A 15,643-nucleotide genomic window follows, 5' to 3' on the forward strand; every position below is an offset into this window, starting at 1 on the left:
CCGGGCGCGGCAGGCCGACGTTGCCGCCATACTGGACGTACGCAACCAGCGACCAGGAGTACAGCAGGTGAAGCTTTCAGCATCCACGGCGACAGTCGACGCAGACACCGGTCCGGCTCGAGCATTGTTCCTGGTCCATGACAACGACACCGACCGCGGGATCGCCGACACCGGAACGCTCCGCGAGCATGTCGCCGAGCGCGGATATGAATACGACATCGTTCACCCGGCGGATGAGTTCCCCGATGTGACCGAATACGAGTTCGTGATCATCATGGGTTCGGCGGAGTCGGCATACGACGATTCGGTTCCGTGGCTCGCCGCCGAGATCGCCTACCTGCGTTCGGCTCTGGCCGCCAACATACCGATCTTCGGGGTCTGCTTCGGTGGACAGCTACTGGCCCGGGTACTCGGCGGCAAGGTCAAACGTTCCGAGATGCCCGAACACGGATACGTCACGATGGACACCGTCGCACCGGATCTGGTGTCCCGCGGCCCGTGGATGCAGATGCACTTCGACCGATTCACGCTGCCACCCGGAGCCCGCGAGATCGCCCGCAACGGCGCCGCACTGCAAGCCTTCACATTCGGCAGAAACCTGGGCGTCCAGTTCCATCCGGAGATCTCACCGGCGGTCTGGGCGACCTGGCAGGCCGGCTGGGCCGCCGCCCGCGAGGGACAGCTGGTGGTCGAACGAGGGATCGACCTGCAAAGGATCACGGCCGAGATCTCCGCGCGCGCCGACGAGTCCCGGCGAAACTGCGGGATCCTCCTCGACGCGTTCCTGTCCCTCGCTCACGCGCCCGTGTAGGGCGGCACCGCCAAACAGGGCACCGCGCGGGAGTTGGCCGGGTCCAGTGCATTGAGGACCATGGCCGCCGAACGCTGGTTGGAGACGATCGAGAGATGATCGGACCGGTCAGCCGAACAGGTGTCCTGGACAACGATATTCGTCACGTCGATACCGTCCGGGCCGTCGAGGATCCCGCTCGTGTACGGCGTCACCAGCTGGTCGTACCGGGTGACGATGTTGGTGTAGGTGATGCCCTCGACATACGGTCCCCCACCGGCAATGATGGCCGCTTCGAAGGACTCACCCCCCGGTGCGGCAATGCAGTCGGGGCAGTCGGTGTCCGGGATCGCGATCGGCGGCAGGCCCAGACCCTCGATGAACACGGAAGTGATGTCCGACCAACCCGATCCGTCGTCGGACCCCTGCCAGTACGGCGCCAACGACACATACCTGTCGATCTTGGGCGCACCGCCGTAGTACTTCGCCCAGTACGTCGGGATCTGGGTACCCTGCGAATGACCCACGACGTCAACCTTTTTCGCACCGGTTTTCGCGAGCACGTTGTCGACGAACACCTTGAGCTGCCAGGCACTGACATCCTTCGGGCCGAGTCCACCGACCCGGGACGCCGGCCACACCGACGACAACTCCCCATAGGTCGGCGCGAAGACGCAATAGCCCTCGTTCTTCAGTACTGGGACCATCGATATCCAGTTGGTCTGCTGACTGCCGGCGGTTCCGTGCACGAGCACCACCGGATTCGGATGCTCGGCCGAAGGCTTACAGCTGTAGTCGTTCGATCCGGGCAACGATCCACCCGGGTTCGCGAGTTCGGCAGGAATGCCGGCCAGGAAGTTGTAGGTCACCGGCAAGGGGGCGGCGTGCGCGGCCGGCGCCACACCGAGCCCGATCACCAGCAGGATTGTTGTGACCAGCACCGATCGAAACGTCCACCGCATTGCTTTGTCCCTTCGCGTTCTGGCCTTGAAGCTAGCACTGAACGCTCAGTTCTCGGCAGGCATCAGCAGATCAAAGCGCACCCCGAGCAAGCGGATGGGACGATCGAGTTCGAACTTGTGCAGGACGTCGAGCATCTCGGCTTCCAGAACGGCCGGGTCGGTGGTGGGCGCCGGCAACTTGTGCGACTTCGTGCGGGTGTAGAAGGTCTTGGTGCGCACCGTCACTGCCACCCGAAACGGTAGGCGCTGCTCGGCGATCACCTGTTCCAGCAGTTCCCGGGTGAGACGCCGGACGGCGTCGTCGATCTCTGCGGGATCGGTGAGGTCGGCCGGAAATGTCTCGACCTTGCTGTGCGAGCGGGCGATGAACGGTTCGGTGCTGACGTTGATGTCACCACCCCCACGCGAGAGCAGGTTCAGCCAGTTGCCCAGATGCGGGCCGAATTCTGCGATCAGGTGGCCGCGGTCCTCGGCCGCCAACTGCGCCACCGTCATGATGCCCAGCTTCTCGAGCTTGGCTGTCGTCTTCGGCCCCACGCTCCACAGATCACCGACACCCCGCTCCCCCATGATCGGCATCCAGTTCTGGCTGTCCAGCGAAAAGACATGGTCCGGCTCACGTTTGGCAAACCCGGTGGCCATCTTGGCCCGCTGCTTGTTGTCGCTGATGCCCACGGCCGACGACAGCTGGTTGTCGTCGAGGATGCGCCGGCGGATCGACCCGGCGAGCTCGCGGAGGTCGACGTCGGTGTCGTCGACCGGAACCCCGAGGAATGCCTCATCCCAGCCGATCACCTCGACGGGATACCCGAAACTTCGCAGCGTCGACATCACCCCATCGGAGGCCACGTCGTACGACGGGTGATCCAGCGGGAGGTAGATGGCCTCCGGCATCTTGCGGAACGCTGATCGCAGCGGCATCCCGGCCCGAACCCCGAGGTCACGGGCTTCGTAGGACGCACAGGTGACGACCTTGCGCGGCTCCATCGGATCGCCGGTGCCCCCGACGATCACCGGAACACCGACCAGATCAGGGTTCCGGCGGCGCTCCACCGAGACCTGGAACTGATCCAGGTCGACGTGCATGATCGCTCGGAAACGGCGAACCGGAGGCGTTGTCATCCCTGCCGACAATATGACAGAACGAGGTCAGGCGCCCGGAAAGGCCAGCCCGTGTACTACTGAGGCCCGCTCGCCATCAGATCTGTCCGGTGGCGTCGTACATCCAGGACATGTCGGAGGCGGCCAGCTTTTCCATCCAGTCCGGCGGAGCCGTCGATGCCAACCCGCCGAAGTCCCAGTAGTCCTTCCACAGGGTGATCTTGCCGCCCGACACCTTGTGAACGGTCACAAATGCCAGCGTCGCGGACTCGCCGGTGGGCCAGGTCCAGGTCTCGCTGTGCTCGTACATCACGTCGGGGCCGCTGGAGATCAGGAGACCGTCGTGGTTGATGTAGTCGGACAGCGGTTCCAAGCCCACCTTGAGCCGCTTGACGATGTCGTCGGGCCCACGCGCCGCAGCGGCGGGCCCCAGCGGCATGTCGACGTAGATGCAGTCGTCGGACACAAACCCCTTGACCCCCTCCCAGTCCCGCTTGCTCAATGCTGCCCAGAGACCCAGGACCGCGGACTTGTTCTCATCTGACACGCTCGTACCTCTTTTCAGTAGTTCTCGCGGGTAGGAAACGGCCGAACCTCTTGTGCCCGAGCGCATCTGCCGGGCGGTCACCGGTGAACACCGTCTCCCCATTGACCATGACGGTGCGGACGGTGCGCTCGTTGCGGTTGACCATCCGCGAGAGCCCTCCGAACTGTTCGACCTCGGCCTCCCGATAGTCCTCGAGCGATGCGTCGAGATACTCGGGGTCGAGTAGGAACAGATCGGCCCGATCACCGACGCGCAGGTGCCCGGCGTCGATCCCGTACCAGTCGGCGAGCTCGCCGGTCAGCCGGTGAACCGCGTGCTCGACGGTCATGAACGGCGCACCGGCCTCGGCGGCGGTGTGTACGTGCCGTAGCAGTCGCAGTCCGAAGTTGTAGAACGCCATGCTCCGCAGGTGCGCCCCTGCGTCGGAGAACCCGATCTGGATCCCGGGTTCCTTCGCGAGCTTTTTGAGGAGCTCGGCCCGATGATTGGAAATGGTTGTGCGCCAACGAACTTTCGTCCCGTGCTCGAGAAGGAGGTCGAGGTAGGCGTCGACCGGATGCAGCCCACCGCGGTCGAGTCCGACCTGGCCGAAGGTCTTTCCGACCACGGCGCCGTCCGGGCACTCGACGATCTCGGCGTCGAAGAAATCCCGATGCCAGACCCGTGGTCCGTACTTCTTGTCGTAGTCCTTACGGAACGCGCGGCGGTAATTCTCATCGCGCATCAGCTCATTGCGATCGATCTCGCCCTGCAGGTGCAGCGCCGCCGCTCCGGACCCGAATTCCTCGAACACGGCGAGTTCCATACCGTCGGCGTACACCTCGAACGGCACGGGCAGGTGCTGCCACCGGAAGTCGCCGCCGAGCCGGTTGACGCCCCTCGCGATGGGACCCATTGCGTGGATCACCTCTGGACGTGCCTTGATGTCGGCCGCCGACAGCAGGCTCGTCTTCAGTCTTGGGCGCCCCCAACCCAGGGACGTCAGCACCTGCGACAGCACGTTGAGCGGCCGGGAGATGTCCGGGCCGGACTGCAGCACTCTCGCCCGTTTCCGCAGGATCGCGTTGAGCCTCCGCAATTCCCGCCGCTTCGCATACGTGGACGGGAGCGTGCGCGACCGGCAGAGCACGCCGTCGAGTTTGTCGAAGAGGAGCTGCTGCGAGGACAACCCCAAAAAGCCCGCATCCAACGCCTCGGTGAGCATGGTTTCCATTCGGAGTTGCTCCGCAGGCGTGGGCGCCACATCGCCTCGGGTGGCGCGGTCGAGGCCCATCGTCGCGGCGCGGATATCGGAGTGCCCGATGAACGCCGCGACGTTGGGGCCCAGGGCGAGAGACTCGAGCGCCTCGACATACTCGCCCGCGGTCCGCCAGGTTCGGTGTTGCTCGATGTTCGAGATGACGTGCTGCCGCGGGATCGCCTCGACCCGCCCGAACAGGTCACCGGCAACCTCGGCGTCCACGTGGATCGTCGACAGCGAGCAGGAACCCAGCAGCACCGTGGTGACGCCGTGGCGCAACGATTCGCTCAACGCCGGACCGCCGAGTACCTCCACGTCATAGTGCGTGTGGATGTCGACCATCCCGGGCAGGACCCACAAACCCGTTGCGTCGATGACTTCGGAGCAACCGTCGGCCTGCAGAGATTCAGCGGAGATCTCGACGATGCGGCCATCACGGATCCCGATGTCACGGATCTCTGACGCGCGGCCGGTGCCGTCGAACCACCGCCCGCGACGGATCACGATGTCGTAGGTCATGGACGGATTACAACCCAGGCCGGCGAGTCACGTCAGCCGATTCACCAAGCTGGTAACCGTGAACCTCAACGGACCAAATCTGTCCTGGATTGCTGGGACACTGAGGTCAGCCCCCAGTGAACCCACAACCAGAGGAACCGTCATGAACTGGACACTCGAAGTGATCACGCTGCCGGTCACCGACGTCGACCGCGCCCGGGACTTCTACAAGAAGATCGGATTCAAACTCGACCACGACCAGACGGTGTCCGACGACATCCGTTTTGTGCAGATGACCCCACCGGGATCGGACTGCTCCATCGCCTTCGGCAAAGGGCTCATCGATTCCGAACCCGGATCGGTGAAAGGCCTGCAGGTCTGCGTCACCGACATCAACGAGGCGAGGGACCATCTGCTATCGGTGGGCGTCGATCCCGGCGAAGTGGACATCCAGAGCTGGGGCCACTTCGTCTACTTCGCCGATCCCGACGGCAACTCCTGGAACGTCCAGTACCTGCCCTCTCGCGACGACACCTGACCCTGACCCCTTCCCCCACCCCAAAATTCGCGCCACTTGCCTGCGTTCGCGCCAGTTGCAACAGGCGCGAACGCAGGCAAGTGGCGCGAATTTTGGGGTCAGGCAGCAGCCATCAGGGCATGCGCGGTCAGCGCCTCCACCAAGATCCGGTGCAGGCGTTCCGGCTTCTCCAGATCACTCCAGTTCCAGCGCACGACGACGACCCCTAAGCGACGCAGCCTCTGCTCACGCCACTTCTCCCGCTCGTACGCCTGCTCGGTCGTTTCACCGGGACGCAGGTAGCGGATGTACTTTGCGTAGCCGTCGAACTCACCGGCCACCAGAGAACCCCAATCGAAAATCGGTGCGGGCCACGAACGTTCCATCCGGGGTCGAGAACCTGTGCTGCAGACGTGGAACCGGTATGTCGCCGAAGCTCAACATCAAAGCGCGAGACAGGGATTCACCGACGCTCTCGGACTTCCCGTCGGCCACCGCGAGCGCTGCGCGAGCAGTCGAGACGCCGGTCCTGCCTGCGCTGCGTCGTAAAACGGTCTCGAGTTCGGATCGCGACACCCCCGCGTACATCGCGCCGTCGAGCACACACACCGCCTGGAAGAACGTCCCGGAGCGCGCGACATCGATTGCCGTCCTCGCCGGCGCGGGTGGCCAGCTGCCGATCGAGTTCGCCGATCTGGACTGCATCACGGCGACGGACGAGGTTGGGGTCTTCGATGTTGGGTTCGCTCATGCACCGACCTTCAGCGGCAGCACCGACCGAACTCACGCTCCCATGACGCTCGGACGCCCGACCTGTGGATCAGCGCCGCTGCTGTGCACATCCAAATTCAGTGGGCAACAAAAAGCGGGCGCCCCCTCGAAAGGGAGCGCCCGCCTTTGTAGCGTTTACCTAGCGGTAGTCGCTGCTGAATCCGTAATCGTCCAGCGGGACAGCCGCACCCGACGGGGCACCGAAGGTGCCGTCCGGGCTGTAGTAGGTGTCGTCGTAAGACGGCACCGCGTACGCAGCTGCACGTGCTTCTTCGGTCGGCTGCACCTGGATGTTCCGGTACCGGTTGATACCGGTTCCGGCCGGGATGAGCTTACCGATAATCACGTTCTCCTTGAGGCCGACGAGCTTGTCGCTACGGCTGTTGATGGCCGCATCGGTGAGCACGCGAGTGGTCTCCTGGAACGACGCCGCCGACAACCAGGACTCGGTTGCAAGCGATGCCTTGGTGATACCCATGAGCACCGGACGTCCGGCAGCGGGCTCGCCACCCTCGGCCACGACGCGACGGTTGGCCGCCTCGAACTCGGCACGCTCGGTGAGCGAACCGGGCAGGAACTCGGTCGCACCGGAATCGATGATCGTCACGCGACGCAGCATCTGACGAACAATCGTCTCGATGTGCTTGTCGTGGATCGACACACCCTGGCTCCGGTAGACCTCCTGGACCTCGTTGACCAAGTGGATCTGCACCTGACGGGGACCCATGACACGCAGGACCTCGTGCGGATCGGCAGCACCTTCCATGAGCTGCTGACCGACCTCGACGTGATCGCCATCGGCGAGCAGACGCTCGGTGCCGTCGTCGTGCTTGAAGACACGCAGACGCTGACGCTTCGAGATCTTGTCGTAGACAACCTCTTCCGAACCGTCGTCGGGGATGATCGTCATCTTGTAGAAGCGATCGTCGTCCTCGAGACGGATCCGGCCGGAGACCTCGGCGATCGGGGCCTTGCCCTTGGGGACACGGGCCTCGAACAGCTCCTGGACACGCGGCAGACCGCCGGTGATGTCGTCACCGACACCACCCTGGTGGAACGTACGCATGGTCAGCTGGGTACCGGGCTCACCGATCGACTGGGCCGCGACGATACCGACGGCCTCGCCGATGTCGACGAGCTTGCCGGTGGCCATCGACCGTCCGTAGCAGGTGGCGCAGACGCCGGTGCCGGTGCCACAGGTCAGGACCGAACGGACCTTGACCTGCGAGATGCCGGCCTCGAGCAGAGCCTCGATCGCGGGATCACCGAGATCGAATCCGCGCTCGATGATGACCTTGCCGTTGGCGTCGATCGCGTCGGCGGCCAACGTCCGTGCGAACGTCGACGTTTCGACGTGGGCATCGCGGATGAGCGAGCCATCGGCCTGACGCTCGGCGATGACCGTGTTGATGCCACGCTCGGTGCCACAGTCGGTCTCACGCACGATGACGTCCTGCGAGACGTCCACCAGACGACGGGTCAGGTAACCCGAGTCGGCGGTACGAAGCGCGGTGTCGGCCAGACCCTTACGGGCGCCGTGCGTGTTGATGAAGTACTCGGCGACGGTCAGACCCTCGCGGAACGAGGACTTGATCGGACGCGGGATGAACTCACCCTTCGGGTTCGTCACCAGACCCTTCATACCCGCCAGCGAGCGGATCTGGGTCATGTTGCCCGCGGCACCGGACTGCACGATCATCGGGATCGGGTTGTCGTCGGGGTAGTGCCGCTCCATGTCGGTACCGACCTCTTCGGTGGCCTGTTTCCAGATCTCCACCAGTGCGTCACGACGCTCGGCAGCGGTCAGGGCACCACGCTGGAACTTGCGCTCCAGACCATCGGCCCGGTCCTCGTACCGTTCGAGGATTTCACCCTTGTTCGGCGACACGAGCACGTCGGACATCGCGATGGTGACACCCGAACGGGTGGCCCAGTAGAAGCCGGCGTCCTTGAGCTTGTCGACGGTCTGCGCGACAACGATCATCGGGTAGCGCTCGGCCATGTCGTTGATGATCGTGGCCTGACGCTTCTTCGGCATCTGCTCGTTGACGAACGGGTAGTCGTTCGGCAGGAGCTCGTTGAACAGCACGCGTCCCAGAGTGGTCTCGACAGTCCACGGGGTGCCGAACTTCCAGCCCTCGGGGAACTGCTCGCGCTCGATCGCCCGGGTCGGACGCTGATGCGTCAGCCGGACCTTGATCGGAGCCTGAACACTGAGCACGCCACGGTCCACGGCCATCTGAGCCTCGGACGGTGTCGAGTAGACACCGCGCTCGACGTCGTCGCCGGTCGATGCGGTGTACGCGCCGACCGCCTCGGGCTTGAGCGTGGTCAGGTGGAACAGACCGGTCACCATGTCCAGACGCGGCATGGCGAGCGGACGGCCCGATGCCGGCGACAGGATGTTGTTCGACGACAGCATCAGGATGCGGGCCTCGGCCTGCGCCTCGGCGGACAGCGGCAGGTGCACTGCCATCTGGTCACCGTCGAAGTCGGCGTTGAAGGCCTCACACACGAGCGGATGCAGCTGGATGGCCTTGCCTTCGACCAGCTGGGGCTCGAATGCCTGGATGCCCAGACGGTGCAGCGTCGGCGCACGGTTCAGCAGAACCGGGTGCTCGGCGATGACCTCTTCGAGGACGTCCCACACGGCCGGGCGCTGACGCTCGACCATCCGCTTGGCGGACTTGATGTTCTGCGCCTGGTTCAGGTCGACGAGACGCTTCATCACGAACGGCTTGAACAGCTCGAGCGCCATCAGCTTGGGCAGACCACACTGATGCAGCTTGAGCTGCGGGCCGACGACGATGACCGAACGGCCCGAGTAGTCGACGCGCTTGCCGAGAAGGTTCTGACGGAAACGACCCTGCTTGCCCTTGAGCAGATCGCTCAACGACTTCAGCGGGCGGTTACCCGGTCCGGTGACCGGACGGCCACGACGGCCGTTGTCGAACAGTGCGTCGACGGACTCCTGCAACATCCGCTTCTCGTTGTTGACGATGATCTCGGGGGCACCGAGATCGATCAGTCGCTTGAGGCGGTTGTTGCGGTTGATCACGCGGCGGTACAGGTCGTTCAGGTCGGACGTGGCGAAACGGCCACCGTCGAGCTGGACCATCGGACGCAGCTCCGGCGGGATCACCGGCACGGCGTCGAGGACCATGCCCAGCGGCGAGTTGCCCGACCGGTGGAACGCTGCGACGACCTTGAGGCGCTTGAGGGCGCGGAGCTTCTTCTGCCCCTTGCCGTTGCGGATCGTGTCGCGCAGGATCTCGACCTCGGCGGCGATGTCGAAGTCCTCGAGCAGACGCTTGATGGCCTCGGCACCCATGGCTCCGGTGAAGTACTCGCCGTAGCGGTCCTGGATCTCGCGGTACAGCTTCTCGTCGATGATCATCTGCTTGGGAGCAAGCTTGACGAACTTGTCCCAGATCTCGTCGAGATCGTCGAGGGCGCGCTGCGCGGTGTCACGGATACGGCGCATCTCGCGCTCGCCGGCATCCTTCACCTTGCGGCGGGCATCGGCCTTGGCGCCTTCGCGCTCCAGCTCTGCAAGGTCCTCTTCGAGCTTCTTGGCACGCTCTTCGAGATCGGCGTCGCGCTGATCGGCAACGCCTTTCTTCTCGACCTCCATCTCGGCCTCGAGCGTGGACTTCTCGTTGTGGCGCAGTTCGTCGTCCACAGCGGTGATCACGTAGGCGGCGAAGTAGATGATCTTCTCGAGATCCTTCGGCGCCAGGTCGAGCAGGTAACCCAACCGGCTCGGCACACCCTTGAAGTACCAGATGTGGGTGACCGGTGCGGCCAGCTCGATGTGACCCATCCGCTCACGACGCACCTTGGCGCGAGTGACCTCGACGCCGCAACGCTCACAGATGATGCCCTTGAAGCGCACGCGCTTGTACTTGCCGCAGTAGCACTCCCAGTCCCGGGTGGGACCGAAGATCTTCTCGCAGAACAAGCCATCCTTCTCGGGCTTGAGCGTGCGGTAGTTGATCGTCTCCGGCTTCTTCACCTCGCCGAACGACCAGTTGTGGATGTCGTCGGCCGTGGCCAGGCCAATCTTCAGTTCATCGAAAAAGTTGACGTCGAGCACTATTTACCTTTCAGTAGCTCAGTCAGAAAAAGCGGAGTGATCAGTTGGCCAGGTCATCGACGGTGGCGGCTTCGTTGCGCGAGAGGTTGATACCCAGGTTGGCCGCAGCCCGCTCCAGGTCCTCGTCGTCGCCGTCACGCATCTCGATGGCAGCACCGTCGGAACTGAGCACCTCGACGTTCAGGCAGAGCGACTGAAGTTCCTTCAGCAGCACCTTGAACGATTCGGGGATACCCGGTTCCGGGATGTTCTCGCCCTTGACGATCGCCTCGTAGACCTTCACGCGGCCGACAACGTCGTCCGACTTGATGGTCAGAAGCTCCTGCAGCGTGTACGCCGCACCGTAGGCCTGCATGGCCCAGCACTCCATCTCACCGAAACGCTGACCACCGAACTGCGCCTTACCACCGAGCGGCTGCTGGGTGATCATCGAGTACGGACCGGTCGAACGCGCGTGGATCTTGTCGTCGACCAAGTGATGCAGCTTGATGATGTACATGTAACCGACCGAGACCGGGTACGGGAACGGCTCGCCACTACGACCGTCGAACAAGGTTGCCTTGCCGTCGGCGTTGACCATCACATCGCCGTCGCGGTTCGGAAGCGTCGAGGCCAGCAGGCCCGTCAGTTCCTCTTCGCGAGCGCCGTCGAACACCGGGGTGGCGGTGTTCGTGTTGGGCTCCACCGAGAGCATGTCCTCGGGCAGCTTCGACGCCCACTCCGGCACACCCTCGGCGACGTTGATGTTCCAACCGGTCTTGGCGATCCACCCGAGGTGGGTCTCCAGGATCTGACCGATGTTCATACGACGCGGCACACCGTGGGTGTTCAGGATGATGTCGACCGGGGTGCCGTCGGGCAGGAAGGGCATGTCCTCGGCGGGCAGGATCTTGCCGATGACGCCCTTGTTGCCGTGGCGGCCGGCGAGCTTGTCGCCGTCCTGGATCTTGCGCTTCTGGGCCACGTACACCCGGACCAGCTCGTTGACACCGGGAGGCAGATCGTCGTCGTCATCACGCGAGAAGACGCGGATGCCGATGACCTTGCCGGTCTCACCGTGCGGAACCTTGAGCGAGGTGTCGCGAACTTCGCGAGCCTTCTCACCGAAGATGGCGCGCAGCAGGCGTTCTTCCGGGGTCAGCTCGGTCTCGCCCTTCGGCGTGACCTTTCCGACCAGGATGTCGCCGTCGCGGACCTCGGCACCGATGCGGATGATGCCGCGCTCGTCGAGATCGGCGAGCACCTCATCGGAGACGTTCGGGATGTCCCGGGTGATCTCCTCGGCACCGAGCTTGGTGTCGCGGGCGTCGATTTCGTGCTCTTCGATGTGAATCGAGGTGAGCACGTCCTCTTCGACGAGACGCTGGCTCAGGATGATCGCGTCCTCGTAGTTGTGGCCTTCCCACGGCATGATCGCCACGAGAAGGTTCTTTCCGAGGGCCATCTCACCGTTCTGGGTACACGGACCGTCCGCGAGGACCTGTCCGATCTCCACGCGCTGACCCTCGTCCACGATCGGACGCTGGTTGGCACAGGTGCCCTGGTTCGAGCGCGCGAACTTGCGCATCTGGAAGGTGTCGCGGGTGCCGTCGTCTGCCATCACGGTGATGTAGTCGGCGGAGACCTCTTCGACCACACCGGCCTTGCCGTTGATGATCACGTCACCGGCATCGACAGCAGCACGGAGCTCCATACCGGTACCGACCAGCGGCGACTCGCTGCGAACCAGCGGCACCGCCTGACGCTGCATGTTGGCACCCATCAGGGCGCGGTTGGCGTCGTCGTGCTCGAGGAACGGGATCATGGCCGTGGCCACGGACACCATCTGCCGCGGGCTGACGTCGAGGTACTCGACCTGCGACGAGGTCACGAACTCGACCTCGGCACCCTTCTTACGGACCAGAACACGCTCATCTGTGATGACGCCATCGGCACTGAAGTTGGTGTTGGCCTGTCCGATGAGGAAGCGATCTTCTTCATCAGCCGTCATGTACTGGATCTCGTCGGTGACAACACCGTCGACGACCTTGCGGTACGGGGTCTCGATGAAACCGAACGGGTTGACCCGTGCGTACACCGACAGCGAACCGATCAGGCCGATGTTCGGGCCTTCCGGGGTCTCGATCGGGCACATCCGGCCGTAGTGCGACGGGTGGACGTCTCGGACCTCGAGGCCGGCACGCTCACGGGACAGACCACCGGGGCCCAGCGCCGACAGGCGGCGCTTGTGGGTCAGACCCGACAGCGGGTTGTTCTGGTCCATGAACTGCGAGAGCTGCGAGGTTCCGAAGAACTCCTTGATCGCGGCGACCACGGGACGGATGTTGATCAGGGTCTGCGGCGTGATGGCCTCGACGTCCTGGGTCGTCATCCGCTCGCGAACGACACGCTCCATGCGGGACAGGCCCACGCGGATCTGGTTCTGGATGAGCTCGCCGACGGTACGCAGGCGACGGTTGCCGAAGTGGTCGATGTCGTCGACCTCGACGGGGACCTCTACACCACCGGGCACGGTCATGGTGCTGGTCACGTTGGGGTCGGCCTCGTGCAGACGCACCAGGTACTCGACGGTGGCAACGATGTCTTCTTCGGTCAGCACCGGGGCGCCGGCCATCGGGTTCTCGACCAGACCGAGCTTCTTGTTGACCTTGTAACGGCCGACCTTGGCCAGGTCGTAACGCTTCTCCTTGAAGAACAAGTTCTCCAGCAGGGTCTGCGCCGACTCCTTGGTCGGGGGCTCGCCCGGGCGCAGCTTGCGGTAGACCTCGAGCAGTGCCTCGTCGGTGCCGGCGGTGTTGTCCTTCTCCAGCGTCGACATCATGATCTCGGAGAAGCCGAAGCGCTCCTCGATCTGCTCCTTGGTCCAGCCGAGCGCCTTGAGCAGCACGGTGACCGACTGGCGGCGCTTGCGGTCGATACGAACACCGACGGTGTCACGCTTGTCGATGTCGAACTCGAGCCAGGCGCCACGACCCGGGATGACCTTGACGCTGTGCAGGGTCTTCTCGGTGGCCTTGTCGATGTTCGCATCGAAGTAGACGCCGGGGCTACGGACCAGCTGGCTCACGACGACACGCTCGGTGCCGTTGATGACGAAGCTGCCCCGGTCGGTCATGATCGGGAAGTCGCCCATGAACACGGTCTGGGACTTGATTTCGCCGGTGTTGTTGTTGATGAATTCGGCGGTGACGAACAGCGGAGCCGCGTAGGTCATGTCTTTGTCTTTGCACTCCGCGACAGAGGCCTTGACCTCGTCGAAACGCGGGTCGGAGAAAGACAGCGACATGGAACCGGAGAAGTCTTCGATCGGGGACAGTTCGGCGAGGATGTCCTCCAGACCGCCGGTGGGGTTCTCAACGCCGCGAGATGCAGCGCGCTCACGCCATTCCGCGGAACCAACCAGCCACTCAAAGGACTCGAGCTGCACATCAAGCAGTCCGGGTACTTCCAGTGGCTCGCTGATCTTTGCGAATGAGGCGCGCCGAGGCGCACCTGGAATGGTTGAGGTGGACTGGCGGGTGACTGCCAAGATATGTCCTTCCAACACGAATAACTCGTAGTGCCCTAGTGGTGTTTCGCTGCTGTACAACCTGGTCAACGGCGATCACCGGAACACCACAGGCTCTGTGGTCGGAAGGTGAAATCGTGAGGTGGACAGGACGCAGCCAGCGCAACGTCCAACTGTACCAGAAAATGGGCGCACGTAAACAACCCCACGGAGTTACTGCGAACAGACTGCAACCAAGAAGGCCCCGCGTCAAGAGGAACGCGCGGTTTTAGAGGTTAAAAATCAGAGATGCGGCTGATCAACCACTGGCCGTCAATCTTCTGTAGTCCGAGTTCGGTCCGGGCCTGACCCGGTCCACCCATCACCGCGACACCCTGCTGGGTGGTGCTGATGATCATGGTGGTGATGACGGTCGCATTCGAGTCGTCCATATGGCTTACCGCAACCATGTCGACCTGGCATTCGGCGCCCTGTCCGCTCTGCGCCGCGAGGTCTTTGGTCGTGGTTTGATAGTCGTTGAACTGCGTCAACGCCTCACCGGTCAGACCTGTCTTCGCCTTGTTGGCCCAGTCGTCGAACTTCGTGGGATCCACCGACAGCACCGCACAGATCCGGTCACCGGCCTGGGCCTTGAGTGCGCTCGTCTCCGAGGCGTTGGTGAATGCGAGGTTCGATCCGGTCTCCGAGACGCCGGGCTTGAACGCCGCGATGATCGCGAACACCCCGACCACGAGCGCGATGCCCGCGACCACGGCCACCTTGCGCCACGTCAGGAAGCCCGATTCGGGGGTCGGGGCCGACGGCGCGGCCGGGCGGGCCTTCGGCGATGCCGCGGTGGAGCCCTTCGCCGCGCCCTTGGTCAGCGAGACTGACTTGTCGTCGCCGACGTCCGGCGATTTGGCGGCCGCATTGCCGGTGGACGGTCCGCTACCGGCAACCCGCACCTTGCCGCGGGGCGCACTCGGACGGGCCGGCTTACGTGGTCCGGTCATCAGTTACCCCCTGTTGTCGGGGCGGTGGTGGTCCCGGCCGGGTCCTGCAGCCCGATCGCATCGATCGACTGGATGTCCGAGGCCTTCCACCCGCCGTCGACATCCATCACATCTACGGAGAAACCCATGTTCGACGTGGTCGGCTGGGCACCCGGAACGGCACTGGTGACATCCACATAGACGAGAACCTTCGCGGTCTTGTCCTCTTTGTTGAACTCCACCACACCACTGCGCTTGATCACGGACGTCAGAGTGGCGGTGTTGTCGCCGTTCTCGTCGACCTGCTTGGTGAGTGTCTCGAAGTCTTCGGCGGTGATCTGCGTGCGGGCCTTGCCCGTCAACGACGAATCCACCTGCTCGCGAAATGCCGTCAAATTGTTCGGATCGATGTTGGTGACATTGAGGATCACCTGCTCGGCGCCGTCCTGTGCGTCGTCCCGGACCTCCTGGGCGTTCTGGACACCGAAGAAGGCGGAATCGATCCACCGGTAACCGAAGTAGCCGGCGCACACCACCGCGGCCACGAGAGCGACCGCCGCGAGGGCAGCACAAACTCGTAGCCACAGTTGCTGCGAACCGAGATGTCGCTTGCCGCCGGGCTCAGAAATCGTAGTCATCGCC

At 63.8% G+C, this 15,643-nt stretch carries 12 protein-coding genes; 2 read left to right on the plus strand and 10 right to left on the minus strand.

The features are described from left to right. Positions 1-67: 67 nt before the first annotated feature. Complete coding sequence (locus AC51GT_RS12525) at positions 68-811, plus strand: type 1 glutamine amidotransferase (protein WP_496328954.1); 744 nt, start codon at positions 68-70, stop codon at positions 809-811. On the opposite strand, the gene AC51GT_RS12530 is transcribed toward AC51GT_RS12525, so the two are convergent. The 4 genes from AC51GT_RS12530 to AC51GT_RS12545 form a co-directional block, all read right to left on the minus strand. Next, positions 796-1,752 (minus strand): esterase/lipase family protein, encoded by a 957-nt coding sequence (locus AC51GT_RS12530; RefSeq protein ID WP_496328955.1) that lies wholly within the window; start codon positions 1,750-1,752, stop codon positions 796-798. The genes AC51GT_RS12525 and AC51GT_RS12530 overlap by 16 nt on opposite strands. 45 nt (positions 1,753-1,797) lie before the next feature. Continuing rightward, positions 1,798-2,874, minus strand: a complete 1,077-nt coding sequence (locus tag AC51GT_RS12535) for a DNA polymerase IV (protein ID WP_496328956.1) — start codon at positions 2,872-2,874, stop codon at positions 1,798-1,800. Positions 2,875-2,950: 76 nt separating this feature from the next. After that, complete coding sequence (locus tag AC51GT_RS12540) at positions 2,951-3,400, minus strand: nuclear transport factor 2 family protein (protein WP_496328957.1); 450 nt, start codon at positions 3,398-3,400, stop codon at positions 2,951-2,953. Next, positions 3,390-5,159 (minus strand): N-acyl-D-amino-acid deacylase family protein, encoded by a 1,770-nt coding sequence (locus tag AC51GT_RS12545; protein ID WP_496328958.1) that lies wholly within the window; start codon positions 5,157-5,159, stop codon positions 3,390-3,392. Before AC51GT_RS12545 ends, AC51GT_RS12540 begins: the two co-directional genes overlap by 11 nt. 142 nt (positions 5,160-5,301) lie before the next feature. Between AC51GT_RS12545 and AC51GT_RS12550 the strand changes: the two genes are divergently transcribed. Further along, on the plus strand, positions 5,302-5,676 hold the full coding sequence (locus AC51GT_RS12550; RefSeq protein ID WP_496328959.1) for a VOC family protein: 375 nt from the start codon (positions 5,302-5,304) through the stop codon (positions 5,674-5,676). A gap of 98 nt (positions 5,677-5,774) precedes the next feature. On the opposite strand, the gene AC51GT_RS12555 is transcribed toward AC51GT_RS12550, so the two are convergent. The 6 genes from AC51GT_RS12555 to AC51GT_RS12580 form a co-directional block, all read right to left on the minus strand. Beyond that, a complete protein-coding gene (locus AC51GT_RS12555; protein WP_496328960.1) occupies positions 5,775-5,996 on the minus strand; it encodes a hypothetical protein in 222 nt (73 codons plus the stop codon). Continuing rightward, complete coding sequence (locus AC51GT_RS12560) at positions 5,986-6,360, minus strand: hypothetical protein (RefSeq protein WP_496328961.1); 375 nt, start codon at positions 6,358-6,360, stop codon at positions 5,986-5,988. The genes AC51GT_RS12555 and AC51GT_RS12560 overlap by 11 nt, the downstream gene beginning before the upstream one ends. Positions 6,361-6,565: 205 nt before the next feature. After that, positions 6,566-10,522, minus strand: a complete 3,957-nt coding sequence (locus AC51GT_RS12565; RefSeq protein ID WP_496323144.1) for a DNA-directed RNA polymerase subunit beta' — start codon at positions 10,520-10,522, stop codon at positions 6,566-6,568. Positions 10,523-10,562: 40 nt separating this feature from the next. After that, positions 10,563-14,069 (minus strand): DNA-directed RNA polymerase subunit beta, encoded by a 3,507-nt coding sequence (gene rpoB, locus AC51GT_RS12570; protein WP_496328962.1) that lies wholly within the window; start codon positions 14,067-14,069, stop codon positions 10,563-10,565. Between the two features lie 236 nt (positions 14,070-14,305). Further along, on the minus strand, positions 14,306-15,022 hold the full coding sequence (locus tag AC51GT_RS12575; protein ID WP_496328963.1) for a hypothetical protein: 717 nt from the start codon (positions 15,020-15,022) through the stop codon (positions 14,306-14,308). Further along, positions 15,022-15,639: a hypothetical protein gene (locus tag AC51GT_RS12580; protein WP_496323141.1), complete on the minus strand. Its 618-nt coding sequence runs from the start codon at positions 15,637-15,639 to the stop codon at positions 15,022-15,024. The genes AC51GT_RS12575 and AC51GT_RS12580 overlap by 1 nt, the downstream gene beginning before the upstream one ends. Between the last annotated feature and the right edge of the window lie 4 nt (positions 15,640-15,643).

The organism is Williamsia sp. z34 (assembly GCF_059553395.1).

What these genes read in the sequence shown, in the direction of transcription:
- AC51GT_RS12530 (WP_496328955.1), bottom strand. Translation starts at nt 1,752, where the DNA reads ATGCGGTGGACGTTTCGATCGGTGCTGGTCACAACAATCCTGCTGGTG.
- AC51GT_RS12535 (WP_496328956.1), bottom strand. Translation starts at nt 2,874, where the DNA reads ATGACAACGCCTCCGGTTCGCCGTTTCCGAGCGATCATGCACGTCGAC.
- AC51GT_RS12545 (WP_496328958.1), bottom strand. Translation starts at nt 5,159, where the DNA reads ATGACCTACGACATCGTGATCCGTCGCGGGCGGTGGTTCGACGGCACC.
- AC51GT_RS12550 (WP_496328959.1), top strand. Translation starts at nt 5,302, where the DNA reads ATGAACTGGACACTCGAAGTGATCACGCTGCCGGTCACCGACGTCGAC.
- AC51GT_RS12560 (WP_496328961.1), bottom strand. Translation starts at nt 6,360, where the DNA reads ATGCAGTCCAGATCGGCGAACTCGATCGGCAGCTGGCCACCCGCGCCG.
- AC51GT_RS12575 (WP_496328963.1), bottom strand. Translation starts at nt 15,022, where the DNA reads ATGACCGGACCACGTAAGCCGGCCCGTCCGAGTGCGCCCCGCGGCAAG.
- AC51GT_RS12580 (WP_496323141.1), bottom strand. Translation starts at nt 15,639, where the DNA reads ATGACTACGATTTCTGAGCCCGGCGGCAAGCGACATCTCGGTTCGCAG.